The 23,770-nt window shown below is 35.3% G+C and carries 19 protein-coding genes, 1 pseudogene and 2 riboswitches; of the genes and pseudogenes, 3 read left to right on the top strand and 17 right to left on the bottom strand.

What is annotated here, in order from left to right; all coding sequences use genetic code 11:
- Positions 1–2: 2 nt before the first annotated feature.
- The 10 genes from cbiE to B6K90_RS04135 form a co-directional block, all read right to left on the bottom strand.
- Positions 3–1,193, bottom strand: a complete 1,191-nt coding sequence (gene cbiE, locus B6K90_RS04180; protein WP_088011920.1) for a precorrin-6y C5,15-methyltransferase (decarboxylating) subunit CbiE — start codon at positions 1,191–1,193, stop codon at positions 3–5.
- A gap of 1 nt (position 1,194) precedes the next feature.
- A complete protein-coding gene (locus B6K90_RS04175) occupies positions 1,195–2,298 on the bottom strand; it encodes a cobalt-precorrin-5B (C(1))-methyltransferase (RefSeq protein ID WP_088011503.1) in 1,104 nt (367 codons plus the stop codon).
- A gap of 3 nt (positions 2,299–2,301) precedes the next feature.
- The gene (locus tag B6K90_RS04170; RefSeq protein ID WP_088011502.1) at positions 2,302–2,949 is read right to left on the bottom strand and encodes a precorrin-8X methylmutase; all 648 of its coding nucleotides are present in this window, start codon (positions 2,947–2,949) and stop codon (positions 2,302–2,304) included.
- A gap of 16 nt (positions 2,950–2,965) precedes the next feature.
- Entirely contained in the window at positions 2,966–3,763 is a 798-nt protein-coding gene (gene cobK / locus B6K90_RS04165) for a precorrin-6A reductase (RefSeq protein ID WP_088011501.1), read from the bottom strand.
- The gene (locus B6K90_RS04160; RefSeq protein ID WP_088011500.1) at positions 3,760–4,707 is read right to left on the bottom strand and encodes a sirohydrochlorin chelatase; all 948 of its coding nucleotides are present in this window, start codon (positions 4,705–4,707) and stop codon (positions 3,760–3,762) included. Before B6K90_RS04160 ends, cobK begins: the two co-directional genes overlap by 4 nt.
- Positions 4,708–4,759: 52 nt before the next feature.
- A complete protein-coding gene (cobJ, locus tag B6K90_RS04155; RefSeq protein ID WP_088011499.1) occupies positions 4,760–6,385 on the bottom strand; it encodes a precorrin-3B C(17)-methyltransferase in 1,626 nt (541 codons plus the stop codon).
- A gap of 53 nt (positions 6,386–6,438) precedes the next feature.
- Positions 6,439–6,822 (bottom strand): (2Fe-2S) ferredoxin domain-containing protein, encoded by a 384-nt coding sequence (locus B6K90_RS04150; protein ID WP_088011498.1) that lies wholly within the window; start codon positions 6,820–6,822, stop codon positions 6,439–6,441.
- Between the two features lie 127 nt (positions 6,823–6,949).
- Positions 6,950–7,132: riboswitch (cobalamin riboswitch) on the bottom strand.
- A 166-nt stretch (positions 7,133–7,298) separates the two neighbouring features.
- A riboswitch (cobalamin riboswitch) is annotated at positions 7,299–7,485 on the bottom strand.
- A gap of 781 nt (positions 7,486–8,266) precedes the next feature.
- Positions 8,267–8,998: a GntR family transcriptional regulator gene (locus B6K90_RS04145; protein ID WP_088011497.1), complete on the bottom strand. Its 732-nt coding sequence runs from the start codon at positions 8,996–8,998 to the stop codon at positions 8,267–8,269.
- A gap of 418 nt (positions 8,999–9,416) precedes the next feature.
- Positions 9,417–13,850 (bottom strand): discoidin domain-containing protein, encoded by a 4,434-nt coding sequence (locus tag B6K90_RS04140; RefSeq protein WP_088011496.1) that lies wholly within the window; start codon positions 13,848–13,850, stop codon positions 9,417–9,419.
- 1,110 nt (positions 13,851–14,960) lie between these two features.
- Positions 14,961–15,620 (bottom strand): YneB family resolvase-like protein, encoded by a 660-nt coding sequence (locus B6K90_RS04135; protein ID WP_088011495.1) that lies wholly within the window; start codon positions 15,618–15,620, stop codon positions 14,961–14,963.
- Between the two features lie 417 nt (positions 15,621–16,037).
- Between B6K90_RS04135 and lexA the strand changes: the two genes are divergently transcribed.
- The 3 genes and pseudogenes from lexA to B6K90_RS24405 form a co-directional block, all read left to right on the top strand.
- The gene (gene lexA / locus B6K90_RS04130) at positions 16,038–16,685 is read left to right on the top strand and encodes a transcriptional repressor LexA (RefSeq protein ID WP_088011494.1); all 648 of its coding nucleotides are present in this window, start codon (positions 16,038–16,040) and stop codon (positions 16,683–16,685) included.
- 103 nt (positions 16,686–16,788) lie between these two features.
- Positions 16,789–17,157, top strand: coding sequence for a hypothetical protein (locus B6K90_RS24410; protein ID WP_328588109.1), 369 nt, complete (start codon positions 16,789–16,791; stop codon positions 17,155–17,157).
- A gap of 42 nt (positions 17,158–17,199) precedes the next feature.
- A pseudogene (locus B6K90_RS24405) lies at positions 17,200–17,415 on the top strand (GyrI-like domain-containing protein); the annotation flags it as partial.
- Between the two features lie 56 nt (positions 17,416–17,471).
- On the opposite strand, the gene B6K90_RS04120 reads toward B6K90_RS24405, so the two are convergent.
- From B6K90_RS04120 to B6K90_RS04090, 7 genes are all read right to left on the bottom strand, one after another.
- A complete protein-coding gene (locus B6K90_RS04120; protein ID WP_088011493.1) occupies positions 17,472–17,912 on the bottom strand; it encodes a hypothetical protein in 441 nt (146 codons plus the stop codon).
- Positions 17,913–18,271: 359 nt separating this feature from the next.
- Positions 18,272–18,688, bottom strand: a complete 417-nt coding sequence (locus B6K90_RS04115; protein WP_328588108.1) for a GNAT family N-acetyltransferase — start codon at positions 18,686–18,688, stop codon at positions 18,272–18,274.
- Between the two features lie 136 nt (positions 18,689–18,824).
- On the bottom strand, positions 18,825–19,466 hold the full coding sequence (locus B6K90_RS04110; RefSeq protein WP_088011492.1) for a peptidoglycan-binding protein: 642 nt from the start codon (positions 19,464–19,466) through the stop codon (positions 18,825–18,827).
- 274 nt (positions 19,467–19,740) lie between these two features.
- Entirely contained in the window at positions 19,741–20,844 is a 1,104-nt protein-coding gene (locus B6K90_RS04105) for a GerAB/ArcD/ProY family transporter (protein ID WP_088011491.1), read from the bottom strand.
- Between the two features lie 284 nt (positions 20,845–21,128).
- Positions 21,129–21,596 (bottom strand): hypothetical protein, encoded by a 468-nt coding sequence (locus B6K90_RS04100; protein WP_088011490.1) that lies wholly within the window; start codon positions 21,594–21,596, stop codon positions 21,129–21,131.
- A 205-nt stretch (positions 21,597–21,801) separates the two neighbouring features.
- Positions 21,802–22,242 (bottom strand): hypothetical protein, encoded by a 441-nt coding sequence (locus tag B6K90_RS04095; protein ID WP_088011489.1) that lies wholly within the window; start codon positions 22,240–22,242, stop codon positions 21,802–21,804.
- A 327-nt stretch (positions 22,243–22,569) separates the two neighbouring features.
- Complete coding sequence (locus B6K90_RS04090) at positions 22,570–23,274, bottom strand: DUF421 domain-containing protein (RefSeq protein WP_235821707.1); 705 nt, start codon at positions 23,272–23,274, stop codon at positions 22,570–22,572.
- Positions 23,275–23,770: the final 496 nt, after the last annotated feature.

Here is a 23,770-nt window from a genome sequence, read left to right as displayed (position 1 = left end):
GTTTACTCCCCTTCCTTGCGCCATGCTTCTATTATGTAAATCGGATTTAATGCATCAAATCTTGTCAGATTCAAAATGGGCTTACTTCTGGATATTTGAGCAAGAGTAATGTTCGTCTCAAATCCCAGCTCTTTAAACAAAAGCATCGCTTCTGAAAGATTTTCAATCGTGACAGCATTTAAGACAATGCGCCCGCACGCTTTCAAGCGGCTACAGCAAATATCCAAAATGTCTTTCATCCCGCCTGCCGTTCCGCCAATAAAAACCGCATCCGGATCCGGGAAGGTTTCTAAGCCCTCTGGTGCTTTTCCATGGACGAGTGTTGCATCCACACGGAACTTTGCTAAATTTTGCTTACAGTTTTCAAGGTCGCCCTCGTTCTTTTCGATAGCAAACACTTGTCCTTCCCTGGCGATTTTCGCTGCCTCAATCGCAACAGAACCTGTGCATGTCCCAATATCCCAAACTGTGCTATTTTCTTTTAACCTTAGGGCACTAACGCTTAGTGTACGTATTTCCTTTTTTGTAATTAAGCCCTTATCTGGTTTACGTTGAAAAAATTCCGAATCGTCAATGCCAATCGACCAATGCGGACTTTCACCCTTTTTCTTAAGAATTACTACATTGAGCGGTGAAAACTCTTCATCCTTCATTTCAGCAAGGGTAAACCAGCGGCATCGTTCCTTGTCACTGCCAAGGTTCTCGCCCACAAACGCCTCATATTCAGTCATGCCAAAGGAAAGCAAATACTGAGCGATTTTATTTGGGGAATTTTCTGTATCGGTTAAGATTGCGACTATTTTTTTTCCATCGACTCGTTGTGCCAGCCCTTTTATACTCCTGCCATGAACACTAGTAAAATAAGCATCCTGCCATCTTTCTTTCATTCTGGCAAAAGCAAGCTGGATTGAGCTTATATATGGATAAATATCCAAATCGATTTTAGAAGATAAATAGCTTCCAATTCCATAAAACAACGGGTCTCCGGAAGCTAGAATGACTACGTTTCTCGTCTCCGATTGCAAGTGTTCCACTAGGGAATTAAGCCCGCCTTCAATCGCCATTTTTTCGCCGGCGAATTCAGGAAAAAAAGAAAGCTGTCTCTTTCCTCCTATTAATAGTTCACTTTCATTAATCCACTTTTCGTACATCGGGAGTAGGCTGACTTTCCCTTCGTCCCCAATGCCGATCATTTTAATTGATGTCACTCTTTCGCACCGCCTTTCCTAACAATTGCCCCTTCATGGTATATAGGGTCGTATCTATGTCGATCCCGCCATCGACTTCCTTTAACGCAGCGAGGCAGCAAAGGTCGCTAAGCATTTCGAAAAAGGATAGATGGCCTTGTGCTGTCATCAAATCACCAACCTGTGATGCAGTATTGGCAGTTCGAATTTCCTCGACCAGAGTAGCATCAGCACCGGTACGGCTTGCCGCCTCAGCTAAAAAATCAAAATCTATCGGGGCACTTTTCGAGTGGACCATCATGATCCCCATTGCCACTTTTGAGAATTTTCCCATCATGCCGACCATCGAAACTCTCTTTACCCCTTGCTTCTTGCATTGTTTAAGGGTAAACCCGACAAAGTCACCCATTTCAATAAAAGCTTCCTCAGACAGCTCGGGGAATTGCTTCATGGCATTTTTCTCGCTCCGCCCGCCTGTTGTAATCACAACGTGCTCGCAGCCACTGGCCCGGGCAACACTAATAGCCTGGATGATACTGGCCTTATAAGCGGCTGTGGAAAAAGGAACGACAATCCCGCGGGTACCGAGAATAGAGATCCCGCCAATGATTCCTAATCGTCCATTGAGTGTTTTTTTGGCGATTTCTTCACCGGCTGGTACGGAAATGACGATTTTAATGCCTTTTGTAATCCCGAATTCTTTTAATACCCCTTCGGCCGTCTCACGAATCATCCTGCGGGGAACAGGGTTAATCGCGGCCTCTCCGACAGGAACGGGCAAGCCGTCCTTTGTGACGCGGCCAACTCCAATTCCCCCATCAAGCACGATGCCTGGTTCATCGAGCCATGACACAGTGGAAACAATCAAGGCCCCGTGGGTGGCATCTGGGTCATCCCCCGCGTCTTTAATCGTACTAGCTGTAGCCGATTGGTCCTTTACATCACAGCTTTCTATCTGGAAGGTTGCAAACCGCTTGACGGGCAAGTAAATCGTTGATTCTGTTTGCGGTTCACTCGTAATTAATGCCGTCAGCGCTGCTTTGGTGGTTGCTGTTGCGCATGCCCCAGTCGTATATCCTTCCCGCAGCTTTCCTTTTGGTACTTCCTGCATGGGTTATCCCCGTTCAGCCATAATGGAAATGGCATTTAATGCAGCAACGGTCACGGTACTGCCACCTTTTCTGCCAATATTGGTGATGAATGGGATATCGAGCTTAGCTAGTTCTTCTTTTGACTCTGCAGCAGAAACAAATCCAACAGGTAACCCAATGACAAGACCAGGTTTTGCTTCACCTTCTTTAATCAGGCGGATAAGTTCAAGTAAGGCGGTTGGGGCATTCCCAATGGCAAAAATACCGCCATCTGCTTCTTTGATTGCCTTCCGCATCGAAATAATCGCCCTTGTTGTATTCAGCCGTTTGGCTTCCTGGATGACATCCGGGTCGGAAATATAGACTTTAATTTCTCCTCCGAATTTTTGAATTCGTGCTTTATTTGCCCCACTTTGAATCATTTGAACATCTGCAACTACCATTTTCCCGTTCCGAATCGCCTGAATACCGGACTGAATAGCGTCAGGATGGAAGAGGACGCTTTGCCCAAGTTCAAAATCAGCGGATGCATGGATGATACGCTGGACAACTGGATACTGCTCCTCAGTAAAAGGGTGGTCCCCAATTTCTTCATTAATCATTTCAAAACTTTTACCTTCAATCTGTTCTGGTTGGACGGTTAACGGTTTAAATTCGGTACGAAAATCCATTTCTATCACTCCTGTATTAAAATGATTGTTCTGTTGTGACGATTGGTGTGGAACCAATCTTTTTATGTAATTCTTCAATGACATCGGTAAAATTAGCATAGACGGTGCCATAATTCAGTTTCGGGCGGCCAATAAGAATAACATCAATCCCCAGTTCCTTGGCGGCTTCCACCTTTTCATCGACAGATCCGACTTTCCCGCTCTCTTTAGTCACCATTAAGGAAACGCCATATTGCTTATATAGGGCTTTATCAAAGTCTTTTGAAAATGGGCCCTGGATCGCAATAATATTTTTCTGTGGCAGCCCTAGCTGCTCACATTTTTCCATATTATCCACACGAGGCAGCATCCTGGCGATCAAGCGAATGTCCGGATTACCTAATAGTTTTTCTGTGAAAATTTGAAGCGTCTTGCTGCCTGTCGTCAGCATCACCACGCCTTTATTAATCAATGCAAGCTCCGCAGCTTCCTCGTAGCTTTCGACGACTTTCATTTTTTCATATTGGAAGTTTTGTGACTCTCGTTCATACCGAACATAGGGGATTCCCGCCGTTTCGGCCGCCTTGATAGCGTTTTTGGAAGCTTCTTCAGCAAAAGGATGACTGGCATCGACAACCGCTAGAATCCCTTTTGTGTCAATCAACTCCACCATGTCTGCATCCGTTAATCTTCCTACTTGGACACGTATCCCTGACTCCCTTAATTCAACTGCTGCATTTTCTGTGACAACTGAGGCCAGGAGATCGAACCCCTCCTTTTTTATTTCTAAAGCAAGGGCTCTTGCATCACTTGTTCCGGCTAACACGAAGATCATCCTTTATCTCCAGCCTTTTGCACCGCATGTTCGTGATCATGGTGATGGTCATGATGGTCATGGTCATGGTCATGGTCATGGTCATGGTCATGGCCGTGATGATGATCATGGTCATGATCATGGTGGTGGTGATGATCGATATGTTCCATCACATTAAGACGGTATTGGCAAGTATCGCAGTTCATCTTCACCTCATCACGTAGTGCTTCTTCCACCCGATCGATTAAAATCGTCTGTAATTTTGGATGATAACCAAAATAGTCAGCCAACTGAATTTCAACCGCGGAATATTGATTTTGAATAGGAACCATCATATCTTCTAAGCGTTTAATCAGGATGCCGGTGAATAAAAAGTAAGGCAGGATTACTACTTTTTTTGCTCCAAGCTTAATGCAACGCTCAATCCCTTCGTTCACTAAAGGATTGGTCACTCCCATAAAAGCAGGTTCGACGATTTTATAGTTTGTTTTTTCCCATAGTAATCTAGCAATTTTATATAAATCACTATTCGCATCGGGATCGCTTCCGCCCCGTCCTAACAAAAGGATAGCCGTATCGTCTTCGATGGATTCTACATTCTCGCCAATTTCCATTAATCTAGTTTTTAGAATTTCAAATGTTTCCTCATGAACACCAATTGGGCGGCCATAAGTAAATTGAACAAGCGGATATTTATTCTTTGCCTCATCAATAGCTGCTGGAATATGAATTTTGGAGTGCCCTGCCTGTAAGAGCATGATCGGAATTACGACAATATGGTCGGCCCCTTTCTCCACACATAGATCGATGCCTTGATTTACTGTTGGTCGTTCAAATTCTAAAAAACACGTCTCGACCAGAAAAGAACCTTCCCAAGTCTTTCTCATCTCACGGATGAACTCACGAACCTGCTGATTTCCCTCTTGATCTTTACTTCCATGCCCCACAAATAAAATTGCTTTCAAAATATTTCCTCCCCTTTGTTTGTAAATACCTTACCTTCCAATTACCGCTAGACTACTCCCCGCAAACAGCCGCTTCGATTTTAAGGTTTGGTGTGATATCCTGGTACACAAAACCTTGAACCTCTTTAACCCGTTTAAAAAATTTATAGAAACGTTCATTTGGATAAGCCTTTTGTTTGTACTCTTGAACAATCCCCTCTATGACCCCGACAATTTTGTCCGGTGCGATTCCTTCGGCTACGATTTGGCCAGGATGAGCGGTTCTTCCAGCTGTCTTGGCTCCTAAAAATAAATCAAACGCTCCTTTACGATAGACAATGCCAATATCTTCTTTTACGGCTCCATAACAGGCCATTCCGCAGCCATTCACACCAAGTTTCAATTCTTTTGGGAGTTCCATGCCTCCAAGCCTTTCTTGAAGCTCATCGGCATAAGGGATGGAATCCTTTTTTTCTCCGTCACAAAAATCACAAGCTTTTACAGTTAATACGTCGCCAACAGGTGCAATCAAAAAGTTGGCTGCCATTAGTTTTTCAATAATCTCATCAGGCTTAGAGGTTAAAATTTGCAGCTTCATAAAATGGTCTTGTGTGTATTCCATGACTCCTTCTTCTCCAACAATTTCGGAAAGAAGGACCATCTGATGCACGGTAAATTTTTTATTGGCGACACCAGGGCTGACCGCTACCTCAAAAATAGATTGAAAGTCTTGCTTCACAATTAAATCTTGGGTTTGTCTATAGGTCTCACCAAGGATCATTTGCAAGGCTTCCTCAGCCAACTCTCTTGGCGACTCTTTCACTGTGGTTAGGGTGACTTGTTTTTTGTTTACCGACGTTACATCTTCCGTTTGCTCAAGTGCCCATGGTTCGGCTTCCTTTTGCAGACGCTGATGCGGTTTCAACGGCTGAATTGCCTGATTTAATGTATACTTCCGCTGATAACCGCGCGGAGTGATTATCAATCCATCGTAGAAAAATGTTGAAGAGTTCCCAATTAAAACGGTGGTTAACATGCCAATTTCATGTTCTAACATTTCTTGTAAATTGGTTAAAACGATCTTTTGACTATCACGGTATGCACTCTTTACCAATCCTACAGGGGTGTCTGGCGAGCGATATTTCAATAGAATTTTTTGTGCTTCCACGATTTGCCGTGTTCTTCTCCCGCTTTTTGGATTGTATAGAGCAATCACAAAATCAGCTTGAGCGGCAGCTTCGATTCGTTTCTCGATCAAGTTCCAAGGTGTTAAATGGTCACTTAAACTAATCGTACAGGCATCATGCATGACTGGCGCGCCTAATAAAGCAGCACAGGAGTTGATGGCAGAAATGCCAGGGACCACCTCCACTTTTACCCCTGAGTCTTTTTTCCAGCCTTTTTCAATTAGTACTTCGTAAACAAGTCCTGCCATTCCATATACACCGGCATCACCGCTCGAAATGACAGCTACTGTGTAACCGAGCTCAGCTTGTTTCACCGCCTCCTGGGCACGGCCCACTTCTTCTGTCATTCCTGTGCTGATAATTTGCTTTCCACCTATTAATCCCTTGATTAAATCAACGTAGGTTTTGTAGCCGATGATGATATCACTTTCTTGGATGGCTTCCTTTGCCCGTCCGGTAATATGTTTTTCATCACCAGGGCCAAAACCAATAACCAATAATTTACCTTTCACACTATTACGCCACCTTCCACAATTTCAAACTAGAATCCAGTTACTATCCGCTGTTAAATCTTCTCTTTAACCACTTTTTGTACTCCTTCGATGCATTCTGACCCTTCTGGATGTATGAATCCAGCTTCGGAATATTGATAGATTGAATACTCCTTTAGACACTGACCTTCCGCCAGATGACGCTTAACAATCGTAGTTCCCACTTCTGGGGTTACATTTTTATACCAAGTCCCTGACGGATAAACGATGGCAACGGGAGCATCCTTACATCTCCCATTACATCTCGTTCTTGTTGTATGTATGATTGAATCTAAGCTTAAATTGGTGATTTCATTTCGGATCGCTTGTGTCGCTTCCTCCCCACCCTTTCTCATACAGCTACTGCCGTTACAAATCAAAACATGGTGTTTCGTCCCTTGTAAATTCCAAGTAGTCATGTCACACACTCCTTTTAGTTTTTTTCAAAAAAAAGCACCCCTATGGACATAGGGGCGCAGAATAAAATACACACAAAAAAATAGCAATGTAAGTTCAGCACTTCTACCTATGTTCCCGTAGGTTGATTAAAGCTATTAGGTATAGGCAGGTCTCCTGACTTAGGTTCATCATTCTATTGCGTCTTCCCGAATTACTTCAGTGACATCTGCAAAGAACTCCCCTTACAGTGGCGGGTACCGTGACGGATTTAAACCGTACTTCCCTATTAAGCACTAATTTACAAAGTGCACCAATCCTAATCTATTCAATTTTTAATAAGACTTGTTTCTTCTAGAGGCATACTATAAGATTAAAAATGATTTAAACGAAAAAATCCGTTCAACATAAGTTGAACGGATAAAACGTCAGCACAAAGAAAGTTAATAAATAATCCTTTTTGTCCAAACGTTTCATCTTCTCAACCCCCGAAGAAATCGAAACTTTAAAAGCTAAGACAGGTCTCCTGACTTGTGTATCTTCCTACTTTAGACCCTTCCCGTAACGTTCATATAAACGTTTCAGTGGTTTGTCTATTTCGTCCACACTTACAGTTGCGGGGACAGTTCTGGTATTGCTCCAGATTCCCTATTAAGCCCTAAGGCATCTTAACTAATTGTTAACAAATTATTATTTAATTTATTAGTTATTAATATACTAGTCTATCAGATTTAATATTTCAAGAGTTTATTAAACTACTTATAAGAAAACGCTTCCCTACAATAACTTCGTAAGTCATTGTATGTAATATAGAAATGGCAGAAATTAAATATGACATTTCTTTTTAGGGTGGTCATGGCAACTACAAATTGTTACGCTTCCTTAATAACATATTGCATTTACTAAACGTGCTACCCTTTGTCTCAAATTGATCAAGATCACTTTTGTGTGATGTCCAGATTATCAATTTAATAAATACTGCAATAATTGTATTGGTATGTATAAAAAAATAAAATAACATTCTTAAAATAATATTTTTTTTCCAATTAATACTATAAACTATCTCTTCAATTCTTCTACAAATGAATTTTAGAAAGGTAATATGAATGACATGTGATCATCCCATTGCAATAAATTTACAATAATCAAAAAATAAAAAAACTGACCCCAAACTTATAAAATATAGGGTCGATTCTATTAAGTTATCGTCAACAATTATTAATTATTAAAAGAACTATATCGTTTTAAAAGCCTGTTTAACTCTTAATCTCACCATAATCTATTAAACCTATATTTCCACAATTTAAGCATAGAAACGGGATCAACCCAAGAAACAGCCATTTAACGTTGTTTTTGTGAATTCCAACGGATTGTTGGTACAAGATTTAAATTTATTAGGTTGTTGGGAGGTTGTTGGTATAGGTCAACGATATATAAAACTCATAGACAAAATGCTATGAGTTATGATTAGCGTAGTTCTGTGTAAAAGCGGCAGCGATCGCCACGTACAATGGAGATACAAAATTCAACTGGCTCACCATTGGCATTGTAGGCCGTTCGTTCAAGCAGAAGTGCGGGACGACCTTCTTCCGATTGCAAATATTCACTTTCGTCGGCACGGATGAGAACTGGTTCAAAAGCCTCTTTTGCTCTTGTTACAATAGTATTGAACTGTTGTGAAAATAAATCATATAAAGAAATTTCGCCTACCTTTTTTAACTGCTCTATATCTGTAACAACATGTTTTGGAATAAAAGATGATTCCAAAATAAACGGCTCATCTTCAGCACAGCGAAGGCGTTTCATTTCAATGACATTCATATTTTCACTCAACTGCAGCGCTTCTTTGATTTTGACAGTCGGTTTGACTTCTTCTATTTTTAGAATAATATCCTTTGGATTCAGTCCCTTTTCTTTCAATACTTTGCTAAAGCTATAGAACCCCATCAATGACTGCTGTAATTTTGGTTTTGCCACATATGTACCTTTACCTTGAATTCGGTAAAGAATTCCTTCTTGAACTAGCTCCTCAATGGCCTTTTTAGCGGTGTTACGGCTCACACTGAATTGAACCATCAATTGATTTTCCGATGGAATTTTATCACCAGGGGTCCAATTTCCATTTTCAATCGAATCCTTTAGCCTTTCCATCAATTGGTGATAAAGAGGGATTAAACTTTCATGCTGCAATGGTTTCATTTTACTAAACATGCCTCCAAACCCTACTTAGATTCTATTAATATCATAAATTATATCACCGACACTTGTAGAGTCAACCTGACAACCAGGTTCATAACGGAATAGTTTCTTCCAAACTATTAAAATGATGTTTTATCTAAACGACTTTTAAAATAAATCAAAAAATAAGGAAGCTCGAGATTCTTCTCTACACTTCCTTATCTTTCTTCCCCCGAGATTTTTATTAAACCTGTAATGTAAACATCGGGCCAACCATGACAATGGGTAAGGCCAAATAAGCAAAAGGTACAGATTAAGCCTCCTTGCCGAACTAAATATAATCAAATCATAATTGATTTCCCCATCAACCTCAATGACACATATATAGCTGGCAATGTTGTCCTGCTGCATTTCCAATTAGATATCTAAATTTATACTATTATTCGTCTACATAAGCAGGGTTCTTTGCAAAAACATTTACCTCTGCAACAGATAACATGAGTGGCCCACTATGCGATTCCTTAAAGATAATCGATAACTTGGTAAATTTGGTTCCAATCGGTATATCAGCCTCTGCTAAATCGAAAGTTACTGATTTGTCGTCAAATTGAACACTTTTTGCACCTAAATCATACTCTTTTCCAGAATCAGAATATATTTTAGCAGTTAGTGTTTTAATTTTGCCATTCGTATATTGCGGGCGATTGTAAACAATAAATTTAGTCAACTCTTGTGGTTTAGTAAAATTAAAATCAACGGGTAACGGTAGTGAAATTCCTTCATTCCCAGTGAGACTCCATTTCAATTCCGCCAATGAATTTTCACTTATCTCACCGTCAATCAGATTGGCAAAAGCTGCTGCACCGTCCTGCATCTTTTCCCCATCACCAGTAACTGTCATATCTTTATCAGATAATTGCAGTTCCTTAGGCTCTTGTGGTTGTTCAACCCCTCCCGGTTCCTGGCCTGGAGTTAAAACCTCTCCTATTTTATCAATAGTGTCAAAGGCTGTATTAATCAGTAAGGATCTGGTGATTGAGATATCGAATGGGAGATCTTTCTTAGCCTTTAACTTAAGCGTGGCCAATGTCTTCGTACCATCTAATGTATTTTGTGTTCCCTTGTTAGAAAACGCAGCCATAATTCGTTGTTCCGAATTTCCAATACCCGCAAGAGCGGAGTAATTTAACATATTGGCTATTTCATTGGAAGGCGTAACAATATTTTGACCACAAGTCCCGTCGGGTTTACACTCTTTGACTAATTCATATTTGTTCGGATCCAGCCCAAGTTCTAGGTTAAACGCATTGATATCCTTTAATCCTGCTCCTATTATTTCTACTGAAAATTCCTCTCCTGCTTTTAACTGCTGCTTACTTGGTCTAATGTCCAATAGTCCGGCAACAGGCCTTCCTGTTGCTTGAAGAGGTATTTCACCTAATTTAGATGCTACATACATTAAATCGTAGGCATCAATTACACCATTAAAATTAAGATCAACCCTTGATACCTGTCCCCAAGCTGTATCCGTTTGATTAACACCCATATAACTTGCAAAGAAGAGTAGGTCATCTTCATCAATGACTCCGTTCGGTATATTCTCACCTACAACGGTTCCTCCTGTTTTATCTTTTTTGTATGGCCTGAATTCCTGTGCACTTCCAAAGCCGCCTACAGAGTTTGTAATGGTTAACTTAATATACCTTGCAGTAATATTCCCCTTAAAATCTATGACTTTGGTTTCATTATTCCTCTCAAATGTTCCATCGGTGATGATATTTTTATAAGTTTTGCCATCTAAACTTACGTCTAAATTGTATTTTAATATTGTCCCATTCCCTGCATCAGGTCTTGGAACATACTCGAGCTTATCTAGTTCATACGCTAGCTTCATATCAATCTCAAAGGTATGTGGCAGTTTATTCCCAGCATCTCCCCATTGAGTATGCCACAATGAATCATCCTTGCCATCGACTGCTAAAGATGCTTCTTGTCCCGGCTGTTCACTATCTGCTTTTGCCGTCATATTCTTAGGGACATTTCTGTATCGGTCAAGTTTCGTTCTTATTTTGATTTCATCACTCCAGCCAGATGAGCCTTTTGTATTCGTTGCTCTTATTCGATAAGAATATTCTGAATCAGATGTTAAACCTGTATGGAGATAGAATGGGATTTGCTGACTATCACTTGACTTAAACACATTTGTATGAATAATTCCATCGATCATTAAATCATAAGTTGTATTCGAACCATTAACCTTATCCCAATTTAATTTAATTTCACGATCTGTAAGGTTGGCATCATCAGCATGAAGCCCAGATGGAATCGTTGGTACTTCTTTATCTATTACAACCTTTTTTTGAGTATTATTGAAGCCATCTACTGTAAAAGTTATTTTATTTTTCGTGATATCTGTTTTCCCTACCTTAATATAAAGCTTTGGTGATGTAATAATATCAGTTTTTTCAAATGGTGAGCCTTTTGTAGAATATTTATTCAAGTTTGGCTGTTCATTATAGAAGTACACGTTTTCTGAGTTTTTATATTCCTCTTCATTCGTAACTTTCCTTAATGTAATATCTTTATTTCCAACCTTAACCGTTATATCTTTCGGGTTTACACGCGTGTTGACAATCATTTCTGTGCCCCTGTTTGTAACCATCCCTTTATAGCCCTTACCTTTTGCGGTATCAACGGTTATAACAGCTCTTTCCTTAATTACCTTTGAAGTGACCTTCGTTCTTGTATTTTTCTTTTCCTTATACTCAACAGTTTTCCCATCGTCTTCGTATAGAGTAAACTCTGATTTTCCCGATGGATATACATCAAATATTCTATTTTCAGAACCATTTAATTCATTAATAGAATTATTTTCTGGCGCCATTGGAATAATTGCCCCAGCTTTAACAAATACAGGGGTCTTCCACAATGGAGCGCTAAAGTTATGAAGAACCGAACCTCCCTGGTATTGTTCACCTGTAAAATAATCGATCCAAATTTGATTTTTATCTGGAAGATAAATATCGTTCCTTACTTCAGCTGCATTAGAGTTTCCATCATATATTGGTGCCACTAATAGATTCGGCCCCCACATATATTGATATTGTGTTTGCGTACCGTACGTGTAAGGATCATTTGGATATTCTAACATCATTCCTCTAATCATTGGCATGGATTTTGATGTAGCTTCCTCGGCAATCGTGTAGATGTAAGGCAGCATTTGTGATTTTAGATTTAAATACATCCGATTAATCGACGCATATGGTTCACCATAATTCCATGGATTTTTAGATTTACTGTAATCATTGCCTCCGGATGCCCAGCCATCCATGTCGATTTGGATAGGAGTGAATGCTTTCCATTGGAAATCACGAGTCTGTACTTTTGCATCTCCACCAAATATACCATCCATATCTGAGCCGACGTTTGGATTTCCTGATAAGCCTGCGCCAATGTAAGTAGGGATATGCATTCTTATGTATTCCCAATTACCGCCATATTGGTCGCCTGACCATAATCCAGCATAACGTTGAGTACCAGCCCACCCATCTAGCGAAATAACAAATGGACGTGCACCACCTGAATTATCTACTTTTTGAATTCCTTCCGCTGCTTGGCGTGTGGCATTTAAGGCCATGGAATATCCTTGTCCAACCCATGCAACATCCGTCTTTATTGCTCTTACACCTGCTTTAACTTCTCCGTCAAGGTCTCTTCGTAAAGGACTATCAACAGGTAGATTTGGATCTGGGTAGAGATTGCTTTGTGTCCATAAGCCCACTTCTACTTTTTGATTATTTGTTTTATCAACGAACTGCTTCAAATTACCAAGTCCGCCATACCCGCATCCATAGCCATCATTTGGTAAAAACCAACCTAACGGCATATCGTGATCTGCATATTGATCTATTGTATTTAATCCATTAGTCAAGAGTGTTCGTTGGTCCTTATGACCATTATGAGTTCCATTAAAACAATCAGCATGCCCTAAATAAAAACCGTATTTTGGCATAAGTGCTGGTTTCCCAGTTAGTTCGGTATAATCATTAACGATTTTTGGAATGGAATCATCTACAAAATAATAAGCGTCAAATCTGTCTTCACTGTGAGTCAAAGTAGTAGTTTTTGTAAAATCATAAACGCCTGGCTTAAAAGTATTTCGCATGACTCCGTAGCCTTCAGTGCTTATATAGAAAGGGACTGGGCTTGATGCAGCTCCTGCATCCCAACCTCCCCCGATTGCAATGTTTATGGAATTATTCTTATGGGCATAAAATCCATTCTGTTGACCTCCGCCATAAAAATATTCGTTTTCTTTTGTATCAAGGGTTTGAACTGTACTTCCGTTAGAATGTTTTAGCGGTTCACTTTCACTCCAAAGAATCTTTGATCTTTTTTTATCGTACAGGCTCATCTTTGACGTCGTTTTATCTACTCTTAACTCTAAAGCATCAGTGGATATTTTATAGACATTGTTATCACGATCATCAACCTTAATGTCAATCTCACCATATTGTTTATTGTAATCGCTAACATTTTTGTCAATAATTTTTGTCACATGCTCAGGCTCATTAGGAGTTGGATATTCTTCAAAAATGCCCTTTGGGTCCAAATGCAGTCGAAAAACATTATTTTTTAGGAAGTTAATTCTTATTTTTTCTCCGGTTTCTAAATCCAAATACACATTATTTCTTTCTTTCGTAATCTTTGTTACTTTTCCAATAGTCTTATAGGTTTGATTGTTAGAAACATTATTAATTTTGTTCTCCTTTTCAGTTCCAACAGCAGATGCCGTTGGAAGCATAGAAAGAAACATACCCACTGATAAACACAAGCTTACCAGATTTTTCAACCTAGCTTGACGTCTTAGCATATTCTACCTCCGATTTTAGTGGTCTTCTGAAAATGAAATACCGATTGTCTTTAATTCTTCTGATGGATCATTGGCTTATACAATTCCTAGTAGATCCAATTGGAAGAATAGAAAGACGGCTCCATAAAACTCAAAAATCTTGCAATTGGACCTATTAACGGATAACTTTTTTTATCTTCACCACCCATCTATATTTTTTTATATATTTTTATAACTAAATATATAAGCGTAATTAAGTAAGTCCTAAAAAGAGCATTAATTTGTGGTTTTCGTATAATGAGAAATGAATTTGATATAATAAAAGACTATGTAAAATCTAGATTGATAAGGGGAATTAAAGATTGATAGATATATGTCGATGAATGTTAGATGGATGTGCTGTGTTCAATTTAGCTCTTCGTTGTATTTTTTTATTTGATATGCTCTTGTTGCCTACTGAGATGCATTTCTGTTTTATTTCTAATATAAGATCCATCCAATCCTCTCTTACAACATCAATAGATGGAATTTTCTTACAATTTAATTATAAAATAGAATGGGTTGATGGGTCAACCCGATAATTAAATATCCTGATAAGAGATAACTTCAGGATTATTCGAATTTATATCGTTAAGACAAAAAATCTAGAATCAATAGAGTAATTACAGTATCTTATTTTAAAACTTTAGGTTCTTGCAACTTTAATGTAAAATCAAAAGTCATTATGGTAACCATAAAAAAATTTTATCGTTTTGATTTTTTTACTTATCTTTACTCAAGTGATAAAGTTTAATTTGCTCATCCCCCCATATTAGTAAATCGGTTGTCAGAGACGGATGTGTGGTAGGAATGACGTTTATTTTGGAGCGTTCATGTTCTCGCTTGTTATTGTATGGTTTATGTATACTTATACGATCAAGCACAAAAAAAGAAATGCAAAAGAAGGCTCATCATGTCCGTAACAAAACTTGATGTCAGTACTTATAAACATTTCAGGCATTACATTAATATTATGTTAAGATATTCTAAATCCTTTAATCTTTAGGAAAAAATCTATTTAAATATATGATGTATTTCTTTTTGATTATTAGAAAAAGCTAACTGATATACTATTAAATGTCTAAATTTTCTTTAATTTTTAATAGAATCTTGATTTAGTTCATCAAAATATTCTTTATACCTTCTATGAACAGTAGCCCTACTTACTTCATAACCTAAACCTCGTAATGTAGCTGCTATTTCATGAAAAGTAAGTTTCTTGTTTCTAAGATTTATTATTTCTTCCACAGGCAATTCTTTTTTTTCCCTACCCCCTAAATGATTATTTGATAAATTCTTTTGAGGTTGAAAACCATTTTCGACTGCTCTACGCATCCCCCTGCTTATTTTATAATTAGCAATTCTTCGTTGAAACTCTTCTACTGTACTTAATATTTCCAAGACCATTAAATCCGCATCCGATAAAGATATCTCCCCATGGTCTTGTATTGTGAAAACTTTTATTGCCATTTTGCGTAATTCATGAATAAGTGCAATTTTTGAATGTCCCCTTCCTAATCGGGTATCGTCTTGTATAAGTAAGATCTCAGCCTGCTTATCCTTAAATATTGCTAAAGCTTCAATAATTCCTTCACGTTCTATATCAAAGCCACTATGTCTTTCTTCAATTATCTTAATCACATCAAGTTTATTAATCTTTGCTAATTTTTCTAGTTCTTCCCTTTGTCTTTTTAATGAAGTATCTTGTGTATTTTTTTCTGTACTAACTCGGCAATAAATAACTGCTTTCATTTTTCTCCTCCTCTTAATCTACGAATCTGACTTAATCAATTTGTAATAGTAATTTATAAATTCTTTAGGTTTACAAAAAAAATAAGGCTTGTATTAACATTTTAAAATATTGCCCTTTTTCTTTCTTCTTCATATCCACTAGCCTGTTCGCATATTGTTTCTAGAATACACATTCCCATCCGCTCACCTAATTCGGTTAGTTCATTCATTTTCTATGTAATGATGATTCTTGTGAATCCTTTGCTGTATTTACTCTCGCGTAGATTATTACATTCATTAACCGTTCTCCCCATACGAACATGAAAACTACTTTAATAAAAAATAGAACTAACGTTTGTATATTATATCCTATCATGATATAATGAAAAAAATAAAGAGGAACGTATTATCTAATTTATAGGCAAGGGGGAAATTAGGATGAACAAACTATCGAAAAGGCAAGCTGAAATTTTAGCTTATATTAAAGATGAAGTAAAAATTAAAGGTTATCCACCTTCAGTTCGAGAGATTGCTGAGGCTGTTGGATTAGCTTCAAGCTCTACAGTACATGGTCATTTAGAGAGACTAGAACAAAAAGGCTATATTCGAAGAGACCCTACAAAACCGCGAGCAATCGAGATTCTTGGCGATACAACTACGGTTGTGAATGAAGCACAAGCATCATACAGTGAAATCTATAACGATATTATTAACATTCCTGTAATCGGTAAAGTAACTGCGGGGATTCCAATTACTGCAGTTGAAAACGTAGAAGAATATTTCCCTTTACCGACATCTGTCGCTCCATCTAACGAGCAAGTTTTTATGTTACGAGTAGAAGGAGATAGTATGATTAATGCCGGTATTTTGAATGGCGATCTTGTAATCGTTAAAAAACAATTTACTGCTGAAAATGGAGAAATTGTTGTTGCAATGACCGAAGATAGTGAAGCTACAGTAAAGCGCTTTTATAAAGAAAGCGACCATTTTAGACTTCAACCTGAAAATGATGCCCTGTTTCCAATTTTATTAAAACAAGTATCAATTTTAGGGAAAGTAATTGGAGTTTATCGTACATATCATTAAACCTTTTAAGAGCAATGACATTTTTATGTGATTGCTTTTTATTTTTACAAACATAGTCCTAACAAAATAAACCACCTGACTTATAATTAAGGGAGTTTTTTTAGTGAGTAAACTCGAGTGGAGAAAAAGTTTAAAAGAAATTTATTTACCAAAAAGTAAGCCAAGTAAAATTAAAATACCAACATTTAAATATATAACGATTGAAGGCAATGGCAATCCAAATAATGAATTATTAAAAAAAAATGTAGAAGCACTTTATTCTTTAGCATATGCAATTAAAATGTTGCCCAAAAAAGGCATTGTTCCAGAAGGATACTTTGACTACACAGTCTTCCCTCTTGAAGGAGTCTGGGATTTAGATGAAGAAGGTCGAAAACTTGACTATTTAAACAAAGAACATCTTCTATATAAATTAATGATTAGACAGCCTGACTTTGTTACAGAAGATTTAATGTACAACATTTTAGATTAACTTAAACAAAAAAAGAAAAATCCACTATTAGCAAAAGTAAAATTCGAATCGATTACTGAAGGATTATGTGTTCAAACCATGCATATTGGAAGCTATGATGACGAACCACGAAATTTTAAATTAATGGAAGAGTTCTGCACGGAGAATAATCTACAAAGAGTACAAAAAACACATAAAGAAATCTATATTTCTGATGCAAGAAAAACTCAACCTGATAAATTGAAAACTGTTTTAAGGTATCAAGTCGAGGATCTTTAGACAAAAAATAAAAGAGCTTGGAAGTCCAAGCTCTAGACATAATATTGATCACTTTATCATTCACTATAACTTTCAAAGTTCTTTTCTAAATCATCTCTAAACGCAATTGCTAAATAATTATCGATTATATTTCTAGTAATAGGTGATTGAAATACTTGACTCTTATATGCCCCACCATCATATTCAATTATATCAATCTTATTTTCAACCTGTTCATTTTGTACTTCATCAAAATATTTAATACTTACTTCTACGCCAGAGTCATCAATTGTAATTAATAACTCTCTTTGATTTAATAAGACCTCAATAACATTATCCTTATCAATCATAATATCAAATTCACCATTCGAAACTTCGATTTCCTTTTTTAAAGAATCCTTTAAATCAACAAAATATGATTCGAACTTTTCACACATCTTACTGTATGCCATATTTTCTGTAACTGTTTCTTTATATATTGCTTTTGTTTTTAAGATGAATTCCCTTTTAAAATCCATATTTCCACTCCTTGTAATGATATAATTGGAGCATTTTATATATTATTACTATTCATCATGCATTGAAAAATAGAATAACAGGAAGAATGTATTTAAAATTTTTTTATACAGATTAGCCTAAAGTAACAAACGAATCATTCATTAAGGTCTTTTTACCCACTACTTCGAAATCAATTAACATATAAAAAATTTTACTATTTTTCCTATTATTAAAACCTTGGATTATTTTGAACGAAGTTGAGAAACCGATGAGATTAACTTTATATGATTTTGAAGATGAGTAATTGGAAGCGGCTAATGAAATTTGAGGAAATAATAAACTTTTTTCTTTAAAAAATTATTCATACTGAAAATATCGTTTACTCTATTAATTTAACAAAAATAATTTCAGGATCTCCTTCATCCAAATGATCGATAAATCCACTCTCAATATATCCTAAAGATTGAAATACTTTTTGCATTGGGATATTTGATTTGTTTGTTGATGAAAATATTTTCTTTTCTGGAAGAATTTCAACATATTTCATGAGTTTTTTTGCTATACCACGCCTCCTCATATTTGGTGAAACAATGATTAAATCAATAAATAGATGGCCAAAGAAAAATTTATGAAAAATCATAAAACCTACTATACTTTTATTCATTTCACAAACAATGCATCGATTTTCTTTAATTGATCTTTTAATTTGATTTATTCTATTTCGACTACCAATTATTTGTGAATCCAGGTATACAATCGATTCACAATCATTCATATCCGCACTTCTAATTTTCACGTTCTTACTCCTTATCTAAAATTGCTATAGTTACCTTTTCTATAAAATACTTTCAATCCCTTTAATGTATTAAGGTTAATATTAAAAAACCTGTATTTAAAATCATACAGGTTCACAAAATTAACGATTAAGTGATTTATAGATTGGATGGATTGAAAAGTTTACCCCATGTTTTTTGCCCAACAATTCCATCAACTACTAAATCATTTTTTCTTTGAAATTCTTTAACTGCTTTTTCGGTTAGGATCCCGAATATACCATCCACTTTAACGCCTATTTTTTCTTGAATTTTCTTTACTTGTATCCCCCTGGATCCTTTTTTTAAGACTCCCTTATAAGGATGTAATTCAATTTCAATAATTTTTTTATATAATCCATTTTTAATATTTGCATTATTTACCGAGATAAGCACATCTGCATAATTAGGAGCTACTGCCCATCCTGCTGCTGCAATCGCTTTAAATTGCTCATTAGCAGTTTTGTAAGTTTTGACTTTATTGTACCGTGAATTATTCAATATAAAATCAACATAACCTTGAACTGGATCATCATATTTAATATAATATCCACCTTCACTTTTAGGTCTAGCTGTTCCTCTACTACTAAAAGGTAAACCTGGATACCAAGTTTGACCTGCTATATTGTTATTTTTCTTAAAATTTTTAGACGTAAAATGTGCTGTTTCAACTTGCCATTGAGTATAAATTACCTCAGTTAACCAGCCTATTTTTTTTGAAACATCTTGGGCATATTGAAAATATTTAATTGTATTAGACACTATAGACTAATCCTCTCCTTAAAAAGCTTGTCCTATAGAGTATTCATATGCTCCAATCTTGGTACTAAGGAAATAGTAGAAAAGTAATGGAAATTTCTATTTTTTACTAAAATTCTCTATTAAAGTAAATTGTTTATTATTGTACAAAACCTCCTACTGATTTTTTAAGGGTTAGTCTATCTCAACTTTTATAGTTAAATCAGCAATTAAAACTGATCCAGAACTAGTTTGATAAAGAAAATCCCTGTACCTAATAAATGATCCAGGAATTTTCTTATATAGCTGGTTTTTTTAGTTTTCTTTTTATTAGCATGATTAGTAATAAATAAACCGGAATAATTATTTGAAGAGGAATGTGTAATAGATAAGGAACTTTTTCAATAAACTCATTATGTTGTTCAAAATAACTTGATGCTAACCATAATGAACAAACTAACATGATAACTGCAATAGGATAGACTAATTGTTCGCTTTTTTTTACATGAAATAAATCTGCTGCACCAGATACCGCACAATAGAAATAGATCGTAATTTTCACGAAGTAATTGCATACCATAATCACCACAATAAAAGTATCCAGCCTTTGAACAAAATTAGCAATATTAATATAACCAACAGCTGTTAAGAGTGGAAATATAGTTCTTTCTATTTCAGAAACTCCCAATATTGCAGTGTTTAATATTGAAAATATAGTCATAACAAGTCCTGAAATTAGTAATGATGTTATTCCTATCTTTGTTGCTTTCTTCTGATTATTTAAATATGGCAAGATCATAGTAAATGTAAGAATCTCACCAAAAGGATTTGTAACTAATATTGGAACCGCTTTGAAAACAGGTTTCCAACCATTTTCTAATACGGGTTTTAGATTATTGATGATAATTAAGTTAGAAATGATTTCAAATCCAATAAATAGAAAAGTAAGGAACATAATAAATAGAAAAATAACTTCATTTGCACGTGCAAATGTTTCAAGTCCTTTATAAGCTGCATACATAATTAAGATCATCATTAGTATTCCAATTGAAATTTTCGATGAAGCATTATATAGCGTGATTGTCATCAAATCTTCAAAATTACGTAAAACTCTCGCACCAATATAAATAAAATATAGGATATAAATTAGTGCTATTAATTTTCCCATATACTTACCTAAAATATTTTGAATATAATTTGTAAATGGTTTATCAGGAAAAATTGAATATAACTTAATATACACATAAAATAGTAGACAGCTTAAAGCAAGTCCTATTAATAAACTCATCCAAGAATCTTGCTTAGCTATACCATATATTTCAATTGGTGGTGAAGAACCAAGTATAAACATAAAAATCATGCTAAAGAATTGATAACCACTTACTTTTAATTTACGGTTCATTTTATTTCCTTCTTATTTGACTTCTATTTTCTATTTTTTACTATATCCAATTTTCACTATTTAATATCTTATTTATAATTTCTGAAGACGAGGAAGTGCACGTTAGATTTCATCTAAAAGATCGACAATAACTCAATTATGTTGTTCAACTAATGCACGTAATAGTTGAACAATAATTGAGTTACTACACCTCATAAACTGGACTATTTTCTTGAATATAGGAAAGATAATATCTGAAGTCTACGAAAACGAACTATTCTAGCAAAGTAAGATTGTTAGATATACTATGCTCCTTTTTTCTTTCGTATTTTAAAAATGATTACTAAAATAAGCATACAAATACATCCAATTAAAATAAAATTAAATAAAGTATCAACACCTAGAATAGATAGGTCTTTTTGTGATAAGCTAAACTCTTTTGTAGAATCACATATGGTAGTTGTTAGCGATTGAGAGTTTTCTCCATACATTTTAGAAGCTCTGGCATAAACAAGATAGTTTTGCCCATTGATGAAGCTAATTCCACAATCACCGTCACCTTTTCCTGTTTTAATAATTACTTGAGAATTATTAATGCCTTTCCACGTTTTGGAAACCTCAAAAAGAACTTTTTTATAGTTAGGATTTAAAAATTTAGTCGTTTTAGTATCAATTACTGTACCGCTGAATACAGCCTTCGATTGAGAGAATTCGTTTTGTACAGGTTGTTCTTTTACGCATGAACAAGCAAAAGTTACTCGAGGTTTTAGCATCAATATTTAAGAGCTAGTCAATAAAAATAGAATTAATAAAACGATCAATTTTTTCAAATAATCAACTCCAAATAATAGACTTTCCTTCTCGAGACTGTTCTTTAATAATGATTAATTTAATATCAAGTTTGTGCAATAAAAAAATAGACTACCATAGTAGCCTATCTTTGTTTAACAACCGCATCCGTTATTTCTTTAAGCTTTCTTACACGTTCATTTGAACATCTGGCTGATCTTTATATTTCTTTTCTAGAGCAGTTACAAGTATGTATCCAAAAATTAGGGCAGCTATGAGATATATTTCACTAGACAAAAGCATAGTGCTCATATAGTTTGATAACATTAGAATACGAGCTTTGGCATAAATCAATGGATATAATGCAATATATAGTGATGGTACACCCACAAAAACCAATTTTTCTAATTTGAAAGTCCATCTACCACTTTTACTTTTTTCTTTAAGTAAAGTTGGTAATCCGAGGAGTATTCCAATGATGATGTATAACAAAGGAGCATATATTATATATGGGATGAAATTATAAGTTTCAGCTGTATGTTTTTTCAATAATCGTTGGACATGTAACACAATGAAAATAGTAATAAAGAAACCAACTGAATATAAGAAATATTGGATTGCTACCTTCAACGAAATAAAAATCCCTCCTTTTCTAGGTTTACCTTTATATATTCCTCAGAATACAGATTATACCTTTTTGCTTTGATATACAGTAATAGTATTCCTACTTGTTAATTCAATAATGCTGTGTTCAATACTAACGTTATAAGGATCAAAAAAGTCGACTTCCGCATTCGGAAATCGACTTTTAATATGCTGTTATTTAACTACTATGGGAGTACGATTTTAATTCCCATAGTAGTTGTAAAGGGGGTTATTTAGATTCTAACTTTTCTACATATCCTAAAGAATTAAATAACCCCTTAATAACACTACAAACATGTAAATAACCTCATTTTATTTATATAAATATATATCAATCTTATCATTTTCATTTAGAGTTGCTAGTAATATTTCATTGATTGAAACATTATATTTATTTTTTAATTCTGCTATAAGCCAATTTAAATCTTTGTTGATTTTAGTAAGAACTTCTTGTTCAACTGCCCCATCTTTAATAATTGGTTGGTTAAAATGAAATGGTTTATCTTTTATTTGAAGTTCTTCTCTTGTTGGTTGCTCGTATTTCGGATATAAAAACGTAGATATAAAACCACCAGCTTCCCAGCAAGCTAACGCAACCTTTTTCGGATCATCAATTTTTTCTTTTCTGAGCTCTGAAAGTAATTCATCAATGGTAATTCGGGCTTTTTTTAAATTTTTATATTGTATGTTTCCATTAGAAATAAGATGCAATGGATGAGGATTCACATAATGTTTGAATTTATTTGATCTAAAAGTTAAATAGTTACAAAATAAATATAAGAGAACTAAAACACCGATAGAAAGAAAAGAATCCGTTAACGATAATTCTTTATCAGATAATGGATGGGCGATAATATTTCCTACGATGAGAACGATAACAAAATCCAGTAATCTCATTTGCGAAATTGTTCTTTGACCTAATATTTTCACACTAATTAACATAAAAATAAATCCAACTGTTGCTCTCAACAACCAATCAAAAAAAGTTAAAGAATGATCTCTAAATAAAAAAGACAATTTACTACCCCCGATATATTAATCAACTTTAGTATCATAATAATTCGGTAAACTATACTACATAGTAAACTGAATAAACTAATGTTTGGGTTGAGCTTCGTGAAAGATAAAAACTCAGGGTGAACATATAATCAAGTCAAACGATTACTTGCTGATAAATATAATAAGAAGAATAACAATTAAAAACTTTATAATACAAAAAAAGAAGATTAGAAAAGTAGTAGCAATATTTGCACAAATGACTTTATTTACTACAACAACATTTTTAAAATCTATAGCGCAATAAAAAAATCGACTTTCACAGACGATCTTATTGTACAAGGTTATTCTCCATTTAATTTTTTTATCTCATTTCTAAGTATAAGGCGTTGATTGATTTTATAAAATATAGGCAGATACGCTAAAACAACAATTATGATAACTGATAAAACTATGATTAAGCTAAAATTATCCATTGTCATACTCCTTAAAAAATTGTTTTAACAAAATTATTCGA

It is taken from the genome of Gottfriedia acidiceleris (assembly GCF_002128425.1).
Taxonomy (GTDB): Bacteria; Bacillota; Bacilli; order Bacillales; family Bacillaceae_G; genus Gottfriedia; species Gottfriedia acidiceleris.
The sequence above is the reverse complement of the archived record's forward strand: the minus strand, read 5'-3'. Positions and strand labels throughout refer to the sequence as shown.

Bases quoted from the DNA above. Each gene is read 5' to 3' on its own strand.
- B6K90_RS04145 (WP_088011497.1), bottom strand. From the start codon at position 8,998: ATGAAACCATTGCAGCATGAAAGTTTAATCCCTCTTTATCACCAATTG.
- B6K90_RS04175 (WP_088011503.1), bottom strand. From the start codon at position 2,298: ATGCAGGAAGTACCAAAAGGAAAGCTGCGGGAAGGATATACGACTGGG.
- cbiE (WP_088011920.1), bottom strand. From the start codon at position 1,193: ATGATCGGCATTGGGGACGAAGGGAAAGTCAGCCTACTCCCGATGTAC.
- B6K90_RS04120 (WP_088011493.1), bottom strand. From the start codon at position 17,912: ATGGATTTTAAAAGGGAATTCATCTTAAAAACAAAAGCAATATATAAA.
- B6K90_RS04100 (WP_088011490.1), bottom strand. From the start codon at position 21,596: ATGCTAAAACCTCGAGTAACTTTTGCTTGTTCATGCGTAAAAGAACAA.
- cobK (WP_088011501.1), bottom strand. From the start codon at position 3,763: ATGATCTTCGTGTTAGCCGGAACAAGTGATGCAAGAGCCCTTGCTTTA.
- B6K90_RS04150 (WP_088011498.1), bottom strand. From the start codon at position 6,822: ATGACTACTTGGAATTTACAAGGGACGAAACACCATGTTTTGATTTGT.
- lexA (WP_088011494.1), top strand. From the start codon at position 16,038: ATGAACAAACTATCGAAAAGGCAAGCTGAAATTTTAGCTTATATTAAA.
- B6K90_RS04135 (WP_088011495.1), bottom strand. From the start codon at position 15,620: ATGAAAGCAGTTATTTATTGCCGAGTTAGTACAGAAAAAAATACACAA.
- B6K90_RS04140 (WP_088011496.1), bottom strand. From the start codon at position 13,850: ATGCTAAGACGTCAAGCTAGGTTGAAAAATCTGGTAAGCTTGTGTTTA.
- B6K90_RS04105 (WP_088011491.1), bottom strand. From the start codon at position 20,844: ATGAACCGTAAATTAAAAGTAAGTGGTTATCAATTCTTTAGCATGATT.
- B6K90_RS04170 (WP_088011502.1), bottom strand. From the start codon at position 2,949: ATGGATTTTCGTACCGAATTTAAACCGTTAACCGTCCAACCAGAACAG.